The organism is Arthrobacter sp. Z1-15 (assembly GCF_054792395.1).
Map to the genome: position 1 here is coordinate 3,294,745 of NZ_CP096454.1, position 16,352 is coordinate 3,311,096.

The window sequence follows — 16,352 nt, forward strand, 5'->3', positions numbered from 1 at the left end:
TCTACTCTTTGACGCTTCTGATGACAAGGTTTGGACGAGCTCTATGGTGGATGCAGTACACACTTTTTCTCCAAGACCAGTCCTTTCAAGTTCCACACAAAACAAGGGTCAGCTTGCGCTCAGATCTGCGTGGGTAACCTGTTCGAAGCGCCTGGCCGTCAAATACTCTCCCCCGTGAACGATGCACCACTCCCTGGTACCTGGGAATGGTGAGGTTGAATCACCAGCTCGCCCGGTCACGGCACCACGCCCGGTGAGACGGAGTTATCACGAATGCCACTTTGTGGCCGGTTTCCAAAGGTCATCTAGGTGCCGGCTTTGGCGGCGTAGTGTTCGGTGGCGTACCCGTCCACGGCACCGATGCTGATGACGGCCCTGGCGGCGGATGCGCCGGATGCTGCTCGGGCACTTCCAGGCCTCGGGGTGCGCAGATCAGTGCCACGCAGACCAACTCGGCTGCTCCGTTGATCAAACCCGGGCACCGAGCAACTCGGCACGGGCCGTCACCTCGTCGCGGTCGGCCGGTGCGGCTGGGTGCCCGCCCCCCCAGTGTCCTTTAGTAGGCCCGAACCCGCTGCTCCACAACCAGGTGAATGAGCGCGAAGGTCCTGTCCTCGTCGATGGCACGGAGCGCAGCCTCAACAGCGGCGGGAACATCGGCGTCGTGCTCCACTTTGATGCCGAAGCCGCCAAAGGCCTGGGCCATCAGCGCAAACTCGGGGTTTTTCAGCTGGGTGCCGGAGACCCGGTCCGGATAATGGCGTTCCTGGTGGGTGCGGATGGTGCCGTACTCCTGGTTGTCCATCACGATCACCAGAGGGGTGGCCCCGTACTGGGCCGCGGTGGCCAGTTCCTGTCCGTTCATCAGGAACTCGCCGTCGCCGGCAATGGTCACCACACGCCGGCCCGGGTAGGTCAGTGACGCCGCGACCGCCGAAGGAACGGAGTAGCCCATGGAACCGTTGCGGGCGCTGACCATGGAGGCGTACCGCTTGGTGGGGAAATAGCGGTGGGCCCAGTTGGTGTGCTCGCCTGCGCCCAGGGTGATCATGGCGTCGTCCGGCAGCGTCGGCACCAGATGCGCCATCAGGGTATCCATCCGTGCCGGTCCGTCCCCCGGGCCGGCCGGCGGCAGAGCGGAGAACATCTCCTGTTCGCGGCGCATGCGCGAGGTCCAGGCCTTCCACTCGTCCTTGACCGGCAGGTCCATCAACACCAGGTCCCGGACAAACACGTCAGGCTTGGCGACGATCTGATAGGAAACCGGGCCGGACCGGCCGCGCATCGAGGGGTCAATGGTGACCAGGAAGTTCTTATTGGTCCAGTCCTGGCGGACCAGGAACCCGTCAGTGATCACGTCGCCGGGCACGGTGCCGACAAAAACCAGCAGGTCGGTCTCCTCGAGCAGGTCATAGGTCGGCTTCGGCCGGCCGTACCCGATCGGTCCTACGTAGGAAGGCGAGTCGAACGGCACGGTGCCTTCACAGCGCCATTCCGCGGCGGCGGGGAGGTGGTGCTCTTCCAGCCACCGGGTCAGGGCGTCTGCGCCCTCCTGGGTCCAGTCGTTGCCGCCGGTGACAAACAGCGGCTTTTCGGCTTCCTTCAGTGCAGCCTTCAGCGCCTTCCAGTCCGTAACGGTCATGCCGCCCGGCGCAACGGGAATCGGCGGGTGCAGAACGGCACTGATTTCCTGCCGGATGATGTCTTCGGGGAGCCCGACGACGACGGGTCCCGGGCGGCCGCTCATGGCGGCGAAGATGGCTTCAGCCACGATTTCGGACGCCCGCTCGGGGTGGTCCAGGACCATCACCCGTTTGGCGCCCGTATCGAACCAGGCTTTGATATCGAATTCCTGAAACGCCTCGCGGTCCCGGTGCTCGAACGGGATCAGGCCCACAAAGAGCACCATGGGCGTGGAGTCCTGCCAGGCCGTGTGCAGGCCGACGTGCGCGTTGGCCGCACCCGGCCCGCGGGTGACCATGGCGATGCCCGGCAGCTGCTGCATCTTGCCCGCGGCCTCGGCCATGTAGGCGGCCCCGCCTTCGTGCCGGCACACAACGGTTTCAATGGCCGACCGGTGCAGTCCGTCCAGCACGTCCAAAAAGCTCTCGCCGGGCACCACATAGGTCCGTTCCACCCCGTGGGCAGCCAGCGAGTCAACAATGACGTGGCCGGCGGACTTGGTTGCGGGGGCGTTGGCTGCCGCCGCGGCGGGAGCTGGCACGCGGGAAAAGGAGGATGCCTGAGGCAGCCCTGACGTCGTTGTCATCTATTCACTTTCGTTGCTCGGATACATCAATGCGCCGTCAAACCGTCAACGACCGTTAGATATCCTCAGCAAAGCACCTGCTTGGTCTGAGGTGGGATCATACTAACCGCACCGGGCTGTTATACGGCGAAGTATGACGACGGCGCTTAGCCCCGCTCCGCGCGGGCGGCTGCATCCGCGGCAAGGATGGGAGCCATGCTTTCGCGCATATAGTCGGCAACTTCGCTCTGGGTGACAGCCACGTCGAGCACAAAGAGTCCCTGCGCACCGGCAGCGAGCCAGTTTTTCAGCACCTGCAGGTCGGCGAGGGAGCGCATCTTCACACCCTGCGCGCCCATCGCGATGCCCAGGGCACTGAAATCCACTTCGGGAATCTGCATGGCCGTATCGTCGAGGCCCCGGGCGGCATACTGGTGAACCTCGGCCCCGTAGGCTGCGTCGTTGAACACCACCATTACTCCGCTCGGGATGGCACGGACGGCCGATTCGAGGTCGGCCAGTGCCATCAGGGCTCCGCCGTCGCCGGCAATGAGCACCGTGGTCCGGTCCGGGCGGGCCACAGCCGCCCCGACCGCCGCCGGAATGCCCAGGCCGATCGATTGGAAGGCAGTGCCCACCATCATCAGGCCCTGCGGGTCCGGAGCCTGGCAGTACATGGGTATCCACCCGCAGAAGTGCCCGCCGTCCTGAACGATGGTGCGTTCAATCGGCAGGATGTGGTCGAGCTGCTGGGCGACGGTGCGCGGGTTCAGCCGCCCGTCGGCAGCGAACTCGTCAGCGGGCCGGTCCGCCGCGAACGACGGAGCGGTTACCTCGGGGTGCAGGGTCCGCCATCCGCCGTCGACCGCAGTAACCGCAGCGGCGAGGGCCAGCGCCGTTTCCCTGGCGTCCGCGGAAACGAAGCAGGAGACCCGGGGGTTGGTGGCGGCGTCGAGCTCATCAATCTGGATGACGGCGGCGTCGTCCGCGAAGAGGGAACCGTAGCGGGTCTGGAAGGCATTCAGGCTGGCACCGGCAACAAGGACGAGGTCCGCCGACCGCATCAGTTCCAGCGGAGCCGTCCGCGCGAATCCGCCGGCGATGCCGAGGTCCCAGGGCGTATCGAGGGAATTGCGGGCCATGACGGAGGTGGCAAACAGGGCTCCGATTTTGTCACCCAGTTCCACCAGCGCCGTACCTGCTCCCGAGATTACGGAGCCGTTTCCGGCCAGGATCAGGGGCCGCTTGGCGCGGTTCAGCAGCGCTGCGACGTGCTCGACGACGGCGGCGTCCGGTGCCGTCGGGGCGGCCGGCTGCAGCTGCGCTGCCGGTTCCTGCGGTCCGGCGGCCTCGTTGGAGAGGTCGTAGGGAATGGATACGATGACGGGTCGCCGCTCGTGCCGTGCCGTGAACCAGGCCTCTTCAGTGAGGCGTTCGGCGTTTGCCGCCGAGACGGTGAGTGTTGAGACTCCCAGTCCCCGGGCGACCATCAGCTGGTCGATGTCCCACGGGCGGGGCCCGGTTGTCGGAGCCTCGCCCACAACCAGCACCATGGGGGTCCGGGCCTTGGCAGCCTCGGTCAGCGCAGTCAGCGAGTTGGTGAAGCCTGCTCCGTACGTCACGGTGGCCACGGCAATCTTTCCCGAGGCCCGGTAGTAGGCATCAGCCATGGCCACCGTTCCGGCTTCATGCCGGGCGCTGATATACGGCAGGCCCCGGGCGGTGAGGTTGCTGGTGAAAAATGCGTTGCCGTTGCCCATCAGGCCGAAAACAACTTCGGCGTGCCGCGCGCATACTTCGGCGACGACGTCGGATACGTTCAGGTGCTCTGTCATGTCTGTGGTCCTATTTCAGTGCAGGGGTGCCAGCAGGGCGGCTGCGTGCCGGGCTACGTCCAGGATCCTGTCGTTCGCCTCAGGACTGCCGATGGTGATGCGGATGCCTTCGTCCGGGAAAACGCGGACAGACAGCGCGCTCTCTTCAAAGAGTGCGGCCAGTGCTCCGGTCCGCTCCCCGCTGTCGAGCCAGAGAAAGTTCGCTTCGGAGGGCAGCACCGGCAGCCCGGCCTCCAGCAGTGCTGCGTGCACACGGCCGCGTTCAGTGACGAGGAGGTCGATCCGCTCCTGCAGCTCGTCTTCGGCCTGCAGGGAGGCCAGCCCGGCCTGCTGGGCCAGGGAAGTGACACCAAACGGAACTGCCACCTTGCGCAGCGTGGTGGCCAGCTCCGGCGACGCAATGGCATAGCCAAGACGCAGTCCGGCCAGCCCGTAGGCCTTGGAGAACGTGTGCAGAACGGCAACGTTGGGGTACTTGCGGAACATATCGACCCCGACGGCGGTGTCGGCGTCGCGGTTGAAGTGAACGTACGCCTCATCCAGCACCACAAGGACATCCGCAGGGACGGACCGGATGAAGGTGTCGACCTCGGCGGCGCCGAGAACGGTTCCGGTGGGGTTGTTCGGGTTGCAGAGGAAGACCACCCGGGTCTCCGGGGTAACGGCGGCGGCCATGGCGGGCAGGTCGTGTCCGCCCTCGGCAGTCAGCGCGATGGGCTGCGGCGCCGCCCCGGCCGTGGTCACCAGGAGCGGATAGGCCTCAAAGGAACGCCACGCGAACATCACCTTCTCGCCCGGGTTGGTCACGGCGAGGATGATCTGGCTGGCAACTTCCACGGAACCAGCGCCGAGAGCAATGTTCTCCGGCGACACCTGCCAGCGCTCGGCGATGGCGGCGGCGAGGTCCCCGGCAGCCATGTCCGGATAGAGGTTGATACTCGAGACGGCACCGGCCACTGCTTCCATCACGGAGGGCAGCGGCGGGTACGGATTCTCGTTCGACGAGAGTTTGAAAGCCTTCAAACCATCAATGTCGGCCGGAGTTTTTCCCTGGCGGTAGGGCGGAAAATTTTCGAGTCCGGCGCGGTGCGGAATGTTCATGGGGTTCTCCTGGGAGCCGGAAACTGAAGGAAACGTGCAGCGTCAGCGCGCTCCGGAAGAGGCTAAGTAAGATTTGTCACATAAACAAGCTGCACAGCAAACAGGTAACAGGTTGCCTGCCGGAAGGTCCCCGACACCATCGTTTTATGTACAAAGTGTCTAGTTTTTGTCCCTCAATTTGCTCCGCAGGTATTTTGTGACTAGCGTCACGGCGAGGTGCCAGGCGCTGGTCTTTTCCACGGACCCGCGGCGCCGCCGGCAATCCTGTTTTTTTCGAGGCGGAGCTCGTCCGCCTCCCGACGCTTGTGAGGCATCCGCATGAAGACTGCTGATACGACAACCCCCGGGGTGCTCCGCGCGCCGCGGCCCGGTCTGGGACGGTCGATGAATTCCCGCCAGCTGACCATGATGGGGCTGGGCAGCGCCATCGGCGCCGGATTGTTCCTCGGATCGGGGGTCGGCGTACAGGCAGCGGGACCTGCCGTGCTGATTTCCTATCTCGTGGCCGGCACCCTTGTCATCATCGTGATGCAGGCCCTGGGCGAATTGGCCGCGGCCAACCCCAGCACGGGTGCCTTCTCCGTCTATACGGAGAAGGCGTTCGGAAAGACGGCCGGATCGGCCGTCGGCTGGCTCTGGTGGTTCCAGCTCGTTGTCGTCATTGCCGCTGAAGCCATCGGTGCTGCCGGACTCCTGGCAAGTGTGTTCCCGGACGTGCCGGTGTGGCTGATGGCCCTGTTCTTTATTGGCGTCTTCTCACTCATCAACGTCACGGGCGTCAAAAACTACGGCGAATTCGAATTCTGGTTCGCGATCCTGAAGGTCGCGGCCATTGTCGCATTCCTCGCTATCGGCGCCGCCCTGATCATGGGCTGGCTGCCCAACGTCACTTCGCCCGGGCTGACGAACCTGTTTGATAACGGCGGTTTTGCTCCGACCGGATGGGCAGGCATCGCCTCGGCACTGCTCGTGGTGATCTTCGCCTTTGGCGGTACGGAAATCGTGAGCGTCGCCGCTGCAGAAACCGCCGATCCCGTCCGCAGCGTAGGCAAGGCCATCCGGACTGTCGTCTGGCGGATTTTGGTCTTTTACATCGGCTCCGTGGCGATCATCGTGACCGTCATTCCCTGGGACTCCGAAGAGCTCAGCTCTCCCTTCGCCGCAGTCCTGGCCTCCGCCCGGATTCCGGGTGCGGAAACCGCCATCGTCCTCGTGGCAGCCCTTGCCTTGCTGTCGGCACTCAACGCCAACCTGTACGGCGCCTCCCGGATGGTGTACTCGCTGGCCGAGCGCGGCGATGCCCCCAAGGGGCTGCTGCGGCTCAACAAGGCCAAGGCTCCCTTCCTCGCCGTCATCATCTCGGTCGCCGTGGGAGTGGTGTCCACCATGCTGGAACTGTTCTTCCCCGACCGGATCCTGCCCGCGCTGCTGAACGTTGTGGGGTCAACCGTGCTTCTCGTCTGGGCCTCGGTCCTGCTGTCCCAGTTTGTCCTCCGCCGCAGGGCCGACCGTGCCGGAGAGGCCCTCAAGCTGAAAATGCGGGGCTTCCCGTACGTGTCCCTCGCCGGGATCGTGATGCTCGCAGCCATTCTCGTGCTGGCCTGCTTCGATGCCGCCGCCAGGACTCAGCTGCTGTCCACCGTTGCGCTCACGGTGTGCATCGCCGTTGCCTGCAAAATCGCGAGGAACTCCCGGGAACGCCAGGCACTCAGGGTCAACGTCTAGCTCCAGGAGGCTAGGAGCACCGTCTGCCCGCCACCGGCCGCCGTCCGCGCTGCTGCACACACTGCAGCCGCCCGGGCGGCGGCCGGTTGGCATCTATCGCGCAGATGGCGCGTGCTGGCGGGATCTATCGCGCAGATGGCGGGCCCTAAACCGGCTCATCTCGGTTTGACGCTCCGGAGCTGCTCCGCCTGACCTGCTCCCCCCGAGCTACTACCCGCGATTGCCGATCCACGCCTCCGCGTAGAACCGCGGAGAAAGCGAGTCCAGCAATTCCCGATAGACACTCGGGTCCATGGCCTGCGCTGAATCACCGGGGACTTCCGGGGCAAAGGCTGACACGCCCAGTCCGGCGGCGTGATCCTGCACGGTCAGGCCCGCGGCCTCAAGGATGGTGGGGTACATGCTCAGCTGGTCGATGCCGGGGCGCAGCGGGCCGGGCGTCTCCTGGCCCGGAATCCAGATTCGGTTGAAGATGGTGCGGTTGCCGTGGTGGTCCAGCTGCTCGTGGAAAGCGTCGCCGGCGCTCATGTGCTTGAGGTGGTCCCCCATGATCACCACTGCGGTGTCCTCGAGGTACCCCATTTCCTTCATGTAGTCCACGAATCCGGCCACCTGGGTCATCGAGCAGGAAAACACGGACGTCACGTTGTTCTGCGTGTCCACGTCGCAGTAGTCGTACACGTGGACCGGCTCGTGGGTGTCCAGCGTCAGGAGGGAGAGGTTGAAGGGCTGGCCGGTCTCTTTCGACTCGGCGTGCAGCTCATCGAGCGTTTCCTTCGCGTTGGCCATGAGGCGTTCGTCGCTCAGGCCCCAGTCGCTGCGGAAGCTCGATTCCGGTTCACCGGCGGCGCGCCAGTCATCCAGGCCCTTTTGCTCGGAATAGCCGTGCGTACTCAGGAAGGTGTCTTTGGCGGCGAAGGAGGAGTTGGCGCCGCCCAGGAAAACATTCTTGTAGCCCTGGTCTTCCAGGACGTCACCGAGGCAGGTTGCCCCGCCCAGGTAGGTGTCGCCGTCGTCGTCGAGCTCGCGCGAATTACTGCTGCCACCGGAGCCCACGCCCTTCAACGGTACGCCGCACTGCGTTGAGACGAAGCCGGCCATGGTCCAGCCTCCGCCGTCATACTGCCGGAAATCCTGCACGCTCTGCCAGCCGTCGGCGGCACTGGTGGCCTCTTTGAGGGGGAGAAAAGCGTCCTTTTCAAAGAGCTGGTCATCCGCAAGGGTTTGCTCGCCGGACTCGAGGTAGATCAGCACGAGGTTGCGCTTTTGCTCGCTGCCGGTGACGGTCGGCTCCACGTAGTAGTCGCCGATGTTGTACGGAGACTTTGCCGCCTTGATGTAGTCACCCACGCCTACAGTGGTGGCGAAAGCCGTGGTGCCGCCAATGACCACTGCTCCCACCAGGACGGTGGCAACGGTGCGCACGATCCACGGCGAGCGGCGGGAACGGAGGTCCTCTCCGCTGCGGCGGCGCCTGCGGCGGAGCATATGGTGTCCGAAGGCTATCGCCAGGGTGATGAGCAGGGGCACGACGCCGATCCCCAGAATGCCCATCCACACGATGGACCCTCCCCCGCCGTCGGTTTCCACCGAAACGAGGTTGAGGAGCATCTGGTTTACGGATATCTCGCCCCAGAAGAAACGGATGCCGATCGCAGCGATGAGCAGTGCCAGCCCGGCCCAGATCAGGACGTATAAGAGGATACGTCCCATCACGCCGCCGACCCGTCGGGTCACGTGCAGAATCCGGCCTGACATGGCACACCTCGCGTTCCGGGTGCCGCATATTTGCTGAACACCCTTGACATCCAGCCCGTTTCTCGGGCGGACAGAAGACTAGTAACGTCATGCTACCCGTTCAACCGCCGTTCATCCGGTAGTAACGCGTTGTCCACAGCAGGAAATGGCCGGGCCGCTCCTGCCGCCGACTGCACCGACCCAAGGAGAATTATGAAAGTCCTCATCACCGGCGCCCACGGAAAAGTAGGCCGCGCCGTCACCCGGGCCATGATGGACGCCGGGCACGACGTCATGACTACTGACCTCTCGCAGCCCGGGTTCGAGCGCAAGCTTCCGGGAGCACCCCGCTACATGAAGGCCGACCTCAGCGACGCGGGCGAGGCCTACGCCGTCGTCCGAGGAGCGGAGGCAGTGGTGCATGTGGCTGCCATTCCGGAGCCCACCGGCAACCCTCCGCATGTCGTCTTCCAGAACAACCTCATGTCCACGTTCAACATTCTGGAAGCCGCCGTCCGCTTCGGCGTCAAGCGCTTCGTTTACATCTCCAGTGAAACCGTGCCGGGGTTCTTCTTTCCCGAACGCGACTTCCTTCCCGAATACGCGCCCGTGGACGAGGACCATCCGATCCATCCCCAGGACCCCTACGCCCTGTCCAAGCATTTCGGCGAGCAGCTCATGGACGCCGCAGTGGCACGGTCCGACATCCGGTGCATCTCCATCCGGCCCAGCTGGGTGCAGTTTGAAGGCAATTACGAGCTGAATCTCGGCCCCCAGATCCGGGACAGCTCGGAACTGAGCGCCAATTTGTGGAGCTACGTCGATGTCTATGACCTGGCCGACGCCATTGTCCTCGCCACCGAATCAGGCCTGCCCGGGCATGAGGTCTTCTACATCGCCTCGCCCGACAATGTGGGCGGCCACAACTTTGCCGAAGTCCTGGCAAAGCACTACGGAGACCAGATCGAGCTGCGCAGCCTGGACCGGCCGGACGCCTCGGGGATTTCGAGCGCCAAAGCCCGCAGGATGCTCGGCTGGCAGCCGAAACGGTCCTGGCGCGACTACTTGGATGCTGAAGGCAAAGCGCTCAGAAAGTAGTCCGGACGGTCAACGGCGGGGGCTCTGCCCGTTAGGTCCCCGCCGTTCCGGGAAACGCTGTTGCCGGAAACGCTGTTGCCGGAAACGCATCACGAGGACGGCAACTGCGAGCAGCAGGGTCAATCCGCCCAGGGCCCCGTCAGCCACAGCTGGGCGGGATCGTGCGGGCTGAAAAGTGCCGGAAGCGACAGCAGGAGAGCCGATCCCAGAACTGCCAGCCCGATAAAGGTGCCAAGAAACAGACGGTTTGTTTTCTGCTGCATGACCAGCCTCTCCTAAAACATGTGCGGCGGCGTTAATCGAACCGGTGGCTTTCAGTGGCCCGGCCCACCCTACCGGAGGCCCGACTCCTGCCGCGGAGTTGGTGAGGGCGGGGGCGCCGCGGGAGCCGGCGGACCGCTGTCACCGATCACCCGTTCCGCCAAGAAGGTGCTCGGCGTAGTCGGGCAGCCCGCGCAGGTGGGTGCCGCCGTCGACCAGGAGATCGACGCCGGTGATCCAGGCGGCGTAGTCGGAGGCCAGGAAGACCACTGCCTTGGCGACGTCGGACGGTTCACCCATCCGGTCAATGGCAAAGCTGCGGTGGAAAGCCTCCGTCATGGCCCGGGGCAGGGCACCCTCCGCCGGCACCACTCCCGGGGAGACGGAGTTAACCCGGATGCCGTAGCGGCCGGCTTCAAGGGCTGCCACTTGGGTGAACTTCAGGATCCCGGCTTTGGCAGCGGCGTAGTGCGCGTTGCCGCGGGTGGTCCCGTACACGTCAACGGCACCGATGTTAACGACGGCGCCGGCGGTGCCGCTGGTGCGCATCCGACGGATCGCCGCCCGCGTACTCAGGAATGTCCCGGTCAGGTGGGTGGCCAGCACGGCGTTCCAGTCGTCGTCGGGCAGATCGGCGATCTCCCCGAGACTGTAATTGCCGGCCACATTGGCGACGACGGCAACCGGTCCGAGCTCGTCCTCGGCAACCCCGTACATCCGTTCCACGTCCGCGGCCGCCGCGACGTCGGCGACCACCGGAAGCGCGCGGCGCCCGGGATGGGCGGCGGTGAGATTCTCCGCCGCGGCCTCCACCTCCGGCGGAGTGCGGGAGGAGATGACGACGTCGGCGCCGTGGGCCATGAGATAGTCCGCGACGGCATAGCCGATGCCTTTGGAGCCACCAGTCACGATGGCGACGTTTCCTGCCAGTTGCACGATGCTGCCCTTCCTGTCGCTCCTACCCGATCACGGCTAAAGTGCGGGCGGAACGGGTTTCCGGCTGCCCCATCCGCAGCCCGGGGTTTCAGCCTGCCAGCCGCACGCCACGCCCGCAACCAGCTCCGCGGGCGCTGCGTTGACGAAGACCAGTGCGGCCCGTAGCCTCGGCGGGCGCATACAGAGTGTTTGATCCGTGTTTGATCCTCAGGAGGCCGGATGACCGGGGGCACCGATTCCTCAATGTCGGGGTGGAACCCAACGTGGGCCGAGCTGCCTCCCAAACGGCGGCGGTTCTGGCTCTGGCTTGTCCTGCTGCTGTTTCTGATCGCCCCCGGGGCGCGCATTCCGCTGGAAGTTCTCGGAGCCTCTTCCTGCGTAGCCACGCTGATTGTGCTGGGGATAGTGCCGCTGGTCCTGTTCCCCCTCGGGCGGGCGGCCTGGCTGGAACTGCGGAACAGTTATGCCACCGGTAAGGAAACTCCGCCCCGGGTTATGACCCGCGGCGTCGCCGGATGGGCGGTTGCGACGGCCGTCCTGTGGGGTGTGGTGGCAGTCCTGGCCGCAGTGTCCGGGCCGCTGATTCCCACGCTGCCTGTCTTTGTTACGGTCATGGCGGCGCAGCGGTGGTACCAGTGGCGTGTCCAGCTTGGCGAAGCGGCATGATCCGGTTGTTGCAGCACGATGGTTAAGCACGGAAGCGGGAACCTCCGGGTTCCCGCTTCCGTTTAGATCCGGTTCTGTCTTAGATCCGGTTGTCCGCTCGAGTGCTAGTCCGCGGCGCCGGCCTTGACCTTGTCCGGCTGCTCCTCGTCCGGTTCCTGGACACTGTCCGTGTACCACTCGGTGAGGGCGGGGTCGTCGCTCTCAAAGTCCGCGCCGGCACCTTCGGCCTCCGGCACGTGGGCAGCACCGAACACGAAGTCGTCGCCGTGCTCGTCAATGCCGCGGCGCACGCCGCCGCTGATCGCCTCCAGCGCATACCGGCGCCGGATCATGTAGGGATCGTTGCGGAGGTCCTTGGCCCACGAAACCATCACTCCGATCAGAATGATCGTGAACGGCAGGGCGCAGGTCACCATGATGGATTGGAGACCCGAGAGTGCATTCCGGCCGCCGGCCAGCAACAGGGCCATGGAGATCAACCCGAGTGCAGCCGCCCAGACGATGGTTACCGGCTTCGAGGGCACGGCCCGGCCGGACTGGGACATGGAACCCATGACGTTGGCGGCGGAGTCCGCGGCGGTGACGAAGAAGACCAGAATGGCGATGAGGCAGATAACCGATGTTACGGAGCTGAAGGGAAGATGGCCGAGCAGGTCGAACATGACGTTCTCCCCCGCCGCCTTCACTGTCATGTCCAGGCCGTTCTGGTTCATCCAGATTGCGCTGCCGCCGAAGACCGTGAACCAAGCGATGGAGATCGCTGAGGGAACAAAGACCACAACGGTGACGAACTGGCGCAGGGTCCGGCCCTTGGAGATTTTGGCGATGAACATTCCAACAAACGGGGACCAGGAGATCCACCAGGCCCAGTACAGAGTGGTCCAGGCAGTCAGGTATTCCTCTTCCCCGGCGCCCTGCCCGGCAAAGACGGTGAGCATGTCCGGCATGTTGCCGACAAACGCGATGAGCGAGGCCGGCAGCAGATCGAGCACGAAGAACGTTGGCCCGGCCAGCAGAACGAACACGGCCAGCAGGATCACCAGGGTCATGTTGGCGTTGGACATCAGCCGAATGCCCTTTTTGATGCCCGCCACGGCGGAAACGGTAAAGACAATCGTCAAGAGACTGATGGCAGCCACAACAAATCCGTTGCCCAGTTCCTGGCCGGTAATGATCGAAACTCCGGTGCGGATCTGCAGCGCGCCGATACCCAGCGACGTCGCAGTCCCGAACAGGGTCACCAGGACCGCAAAGATATCAATGATCTTGCCCAGGACGCGGTTGTTGCCGTCCGGGAACACCGGTTCAAACAGTGAGGAGATCAGCGGCAGGCGGCCGCGGCGGTACGAGGCGTAGGCCAAGGCGCCGCCCACCAGTGCGTAGATGCACCAGGCAATGCTGGCCTGGTGCAGGAAGGCATCCGTCATGGCCGGCAGGATGGCGTCGGAGGTGCCTGCCTCGGCATCCGTTGAAGGCGGAGGGCTCAGGAAGTGGCTGAGCGGTTCCATCGGTCCATAGAAGATCAGGCCGATGCCAAGGCCGGCGGCGAACAGCATGGAGATCCACGAAACAGTGGAGTACTCGGGCGTGCTGTCATCGGCACCGAGGCGGATCTTGCCGGTGGGTCCAAAACCCACAACCAGCATGAACACAACAATGGCAACCACGGTGGCGTTGAACAGCCAGCCGAAGTGGGTCACCACCCAGCCCTGCATGGTGATGCCCACCAGGTTGAGATTGTCCGGCGCAAGGGTCGCCCACGCCAGCACCGCCAGCGAAACGGCCAGCGCGACAACGAACACGCTGCGCCGCGTTGGAAAGCTGACCCCTGTGTCCTCGACGCTGATTCCCGGCACGAGCCCGGGATGAATGCCAAAAGTTGGTTCCGAGGCAGCATGCCGCAGTGCTTTTTTTACACGTTCAACCGGCCGGCTACCGGCGGGTCTCCGCTCCGGGAAACCGGAGGAGGATGACCCGTCAGTACGGCCTGAGGCGTGCTCTGGTGGTGAAGAGTCGGAATTCATAAGCAATGACACTACCCAAGAGTTATGACAACTCCGATTTCCGGGAAAGCGTGAATGCCGTCCGTAGCAGAACACTTCGGCGCTAAAGTTCGTCAAATTCCGTCACAATGGATTAAAAGCCACGGCCGGCGTGACATAGTATGCGGCGGCAGTGCAGCCTCCCGTAACTTCCGGTCCTCGGGGGCGGTCGAGGGGCAAGCCCGCGATGGCCGGTGTTCCTGCCCCTTTAAATAGACGAACTTAACAGGGAAACGGAGAGGAAGCTTGGCTTCCTCTCCGTTTCTGTCAGCGGATACTAACTGCCGTTATGGCTGTTTTCCCCGCCCTGAGCCTTGGCTTCAGTGGGCTGCGCTTCCGCGCCCTTTCGGCCTGCCTCGCTCGGGTCGGCACTGTTTGCACTGCCGAAACTTCCCGTGCTGGCCTGCCCGCCCTTTGAGGCCTGCTCTTCAGTGTCGTTGCGGTTTCCGAATTGTCCGGGATTGTTCTGGTCAGCCATAACGCTCTCCTTCTTTTCGTCTGCGTATCGACAACTTACGCAAACTAATTTAGGACATCCCGAGCAAAAAGCCAAACGCTAAGCCCACTTAGCATCTCTTTCATCGAACTGCTGCCCGACGTTCGGCGTCGCTGCGCAGAATGCAGAATTCATTGCCCTCGGGATCGGCCAGCACCACCCATCCCGTACCGTCGGGGAGACGCCGGTCATCAACTTCGCGGGCTCCCAGGGCGAGCAACTGCTCGAGCTCCTGGTCGCGGCTGCCGTCAGCCGGCTGCAAGTCCAGGTGGACCCGGTTCTTAATCTGCTTGGCGTCCGGCACTTCAATAAACAGCAGCCGCTGGGAACCGTCCGGCGAGAAGATCATGCATTCCTCGTCCCCGGGCGCATTCGGGTCATTCGGGTCTTCCCGGAAGCCCAGCACCTCCGCCCAGAACCGTGACTGGGCGAAGGCGTCAAGACTGTCGAAGGACGTGTGGGAGATGAGGGCTGTCATGGCGCCAGCCTAGTGCCGTTCAGCAGCGGGTCCACCGGCCCAGGGCCGTTTCGATCCGGATTCACCGGCGTGCGGCCGCTAGGTTGGGTTCATGCCGGAATCCACCACCCACAAAACCATCGTCCCTGCCCGCTTGAAGGCCGGGGATACGCTGCGGGCCATCGCCCCAAGCTTCTCCCGTACCTTCGTCATGGAGTACGACAACACCGCTTGGATCAATCAGCGGATGACCGACATGGGCTTTTCCCTGGATTTCGGTACGAACATCGAAGCGCACGACGCTTTCCTCAGTGCACCCATCGCCTCCCGCGTCGCTGACCTGCATGAAGCTTTCGCCGATCCCGCGGTAAACGGCATCCTCAGTGTCATTGGCGGCTTTAACTCCAATGAGCTGCTGCCCTATCTGGACTGGAAACTCATTGCGGCGAATCCTAAGGTCTTCTGCGGTTACTCGGACTTCACCGTTCTGGCCAACGCCTTGTACGCCATGACCGGACTGCTGACCTACATAGGTCCGCACTGGTCGACTTTCGGGATGCGCGACCACTTTGAGCCCACCGGCCAGTGGTTCGCTGCAGCCACCGGAGGCGACCGCTGGAGCGTTGCTCCCGCGGAAACCTATACCGATGACTTGTGGTTCATGGACCAGGACGCGCGCACGGTGCATCGCACGGACGGCCCCTGGGTGCTCCGGGAGGGTTCCGCTGCAGGCGTGGTGGTGGGTGGAAACCTCAGTACTTTCAATCTTCTCGCCGGAACCGCCATGATGCCGGAGCTGGCCGGATGCGTGGTTTTTTTGGAGGAAGACTCCGGCGCGGACCTGCATGACTTCGCCCGCCAGCTGGCCAGCCTGCTGCAGCAGCCCGGCGCCGACCGAATCGCCGCGCTGGCCATCGGCAGGTTCCAGCTGGAATCCGAGGTCGGCCGCGGAGAGCTGGAGGCGCTCATCGCAAAGTTCCCCCTGCTGGAGGGCAAGCCGGTCCTAGCGAACCTGGACTTCGGACACACCAGCCCGATGTTCACCCTCCCGATCGGCGGCTGGGCAAACCTGGAGACGGGGCCTGACGGCTGTGCCCTGGAATTCGCGCACCGGCCGGACGGATAACCCCTCCCCGCTATCCGCTCTGGCCGCCCGCGACGGCAGCGATGACCGCTTCGGCAGTGCGCAGCCCCATGTCGACGGCGGCTTCAGTGTCCGTTCCGCGAAGAATCATGCCCAGCACGCCGGTAAAGATCAGCACCAGCTGCCCGGCCAGCCGGTCGGCATCCCCTGCACCGACGACGGGTACGGAAAGCTCGCGGAGGCGGCCGGTCAGCAAGTGTGTGTCACCGGACAGCGCCTCCCGGAGCCCCTGCCCCGGATCCGGTGATTCGGCAGTGACGCCGAGGAACGCACACCACCGCGCAGCACTGGCCCCCTGCCGGAAGCGTTTGATGGCCGGCAGCACCGCCAACAGCTTTCGTTCCGGCGTCGTCGCCTCATCAATTTCCTGCTGCCAAACCTCATCCCAGCGCGCGAGCCTGCGCAGCAGCGCGGAAACAATGAGTCCTTCCTTGTTTCCGAAGTGCGCATACAGAGTGGCAGGGGCGACGTTGGCCCGCCGAAGAATCTCGTCGACCGGCGTTGCCGCAACCCCCCGGGTAAAGGCAAGGTCATCGGCGGCATCCAGAAGACGTTCGCGGGCTGTCGGTTGCGTTGTCATGCCTCAAGACTATAACGTTCGTTTCA

At 64.2% G+C, this 16,352-nt stretch carries 14 protein-coding genes; 4 read left to right on the forward strand and 10 right to left on the reverse strand.

Going from position 1 to position 16,352, the window contains the following annotated elements; translation table 11 throughout:
* Positions 1-556 precede the first annotated feature (556 nt).
* From M1D40_RS15215 to hisC, 3 genes are all read right to left on the reverse strand, one after another.
* Positions 557-2,269: a thiamine pyrophosphate-dependent enzyme gene (locus M1D40_RS15215; RefSeq protein ID WP_461169366.1), complete on the reverse strand. Its 1,713-nt coding sequence runs from the start codon at positions 2,267-2,269 to the stop codon at positions 557-559.
* A gap of 146 nt (positions 2,270-2,415) precedes the next feature.
* A complete protein-coding gene (locus tag M1D40_RS15220; protein ID WP_461169367.1) occupies positions 2,416-4,083 on the reverse strand; it encodes a thiamine pyrophosphate-binding protein in 1,668 nt (555 codons plus the stop codon).
* A 15-nt stretch (positions 4,084-4,098) separates the two neighbouring features.
* A complete protein-coding gene (gene hisC, locus M1D40_RS15225; protein ID WP_461169368.1) occupies positions 4,099-5,184 on the reverse strand; it encodes a histidinol-phosphate transaminase in 1,086 nt (361 codons plus the stop codon).
* Between the two features lie 318 nt (positions 5,185-5,502).
* Here hisC and M1D40_RS15230 point away from each other — a divergent pair, with 318 nt between their 5' ends.
* Positions 5,503-6,909 (forward strand): amino acid permease, encoded by a 1,407-nt coding sequence (locus M1D40_RS15230; protein ID WP_461169369.1) that lies wholly within the window; start codon positions 5,503-5,505, stop codon positions 6,907-6,909.
* A gap of 210 nt (positions 6,910-7,119) precedes the next feature.
* Here the strand turns inward: M1D40_RS15230 and M1D40_RS15235 are convergent, their stop codons facing one another.
* Positions 7,120-8,667: an LTA synthase family protein gene (locus tag M1D40_RS15235; RefSeq protein ID WP_461169370.1), complete on the reverse strand. Its 1,548-nt coding sequence runs from the start codon at positions 8,665-8,667 to the stop codon at positions 7,120-7,122.
* A gap of 192 nt (positions 8,668-8,859) precedes the next feature.
* Here M1D40_RS15235 and M1D40_RS15240 point away from each other — a divergent pair, with 192 nt between their 5' ends.
* Positions 8,860-9,744 (forward strand): NAD-dependent epimerase/dehydratase family protein, encoded by an 885-nt coding sequence (locus tag M1D40_RS15240; RefSeq protein WP_461169371.1) that lies wholly within the window; start codon positions 8,860-8,862, stop codon positions 9,742-9,744.
* A gap of 119 nt (positions 9,745-9,863) precedes the next feature.
* Here the strand turns inward: M1D40_RS15240 and M1D40_RS15245 are convergent, their stop codons facing one another.
* Both M1D40_RS15245 and M1D40_RS15250 read right to left on the reverse strand, forming a co-directional pair.
* The gene (locus M1D40_RS15245) at positions 9,864-10,007 is read right to left on the reverse strand and encodes a hypothetical protein (RefSeq protein ID WP_461169372.1); all 144 of its coding nucleotides are present in this window, start codon (positions 10,005-10,007) and stop codon (positions 9,864-9,866) included.
* A gap of 139 nt (positions 10,008-10,146) precedes the next feature.
* Complete coding sequence (locus M1D40_RS15250; protein ID WP_461169373.1) at positions 10,147-10,941, reverse strand: SDR family NAD(P)-dependent oxidoreductase; 795 nt, start codon at positions 10,939-10,941, stop codon at positions 10,147-10,149.
* Between the two features lie 219 nt (positions 10,942-11,160).
* Between M1D40_RS15250 and M1D40_RS15255 the strand changes: the two genes are divergently transcribed.
* Positions 11,161-11,607 (forward strand): hypothetical protein, encoded by a 447-nt coding sequence (locus M1D40_RS15255; RefSeq protein ID WP_461169374.1) that lies wholly within the window; start codon positions 11,161-11,163, stop codon positions 11,605-11,607.
* A 104-nt stretch (positions 11,608-11,711) separates the two neighbouring features.
* On the opposite strand, the gene M1D40_RS15260 is transcribed toward M1D40_RS15255, so the two are convergent.
* The 3 genes from M1D40_RS15260 to M1D40_RS15270 form a co-directional block, all read right to left on the reverse strand.
* Positions 11,712-13,409 carry a BCCT family transporter gene (locus M1D40_RS15260; RefSeq protein WP_341393248.1) on the reverse strand — a complete coding sequence of 566 codons (1,698 nt, stop codon included), beginning with the start codon at positions 13,407-13,409 and terminating at the stop codon, positions 11,712-11,714.
* 517 nt (positions 13,410-13,926) lie between these two features.
* Positions 13,927-14,127: a stress protein gene (locus M1D40_RS15265; protein WP_341393247.1), complete on the reverse strand. Its 201-nt coding sequence runs from the start codon at positions 14,125-14,127 to the stop codon at positions 13,927-13,929.
* 100 nt (positions 14,128-14,227) lie between these two features.
* The gene (locus tag M1D40_RS15270; protein WP_341393246.1) at positions 14,228-14,623 is read right to left on the reverse strand and encodes a VOC family protein; all 396 of its coding nucleotides are present in this window, start codon (positions 14,621-14,623) and stop codon (positions 14,228-14,230) included.
* Between the two features lie 91 nt (positions 14,624-14,714).
* Between M1D40_RS15270 and M1D40_RS15275 the strand changes: the two genes are divergently transcribed.
* Positions 14,715-15,728 carry a S66 family peptidase gene (locus M1D40_RS15275; RefSeq protein WP_341393245.1) on the forward strand — a complete coding sequence of 338 codons (1,014 nt, stop codon included), beginning with the start codon at positions 14,715-14,717 and terminating at the stop codon, positions 15,726-15,728.
* 10 nt (positions 15,729-15,738) lie between these two features.
* On the opposite strand, the gene M1D40_RS15280 is transcribed toward M1D40_RS15275, so the two are convergent.
* On the reverse strand, positions 15,739-16,326 hold the full coding sequence (locus tag M1D40_RS15280) for a TetR/AcrR family transcriptional regulator (protein WP_461169375.1): 588 nt from the start codon (positions 16,324-16,326) through the stop codon (positions 15,739-15,741).
* Between the last annotated feature and the right edge of the window lie 26 nt (positions 16,327-16,352).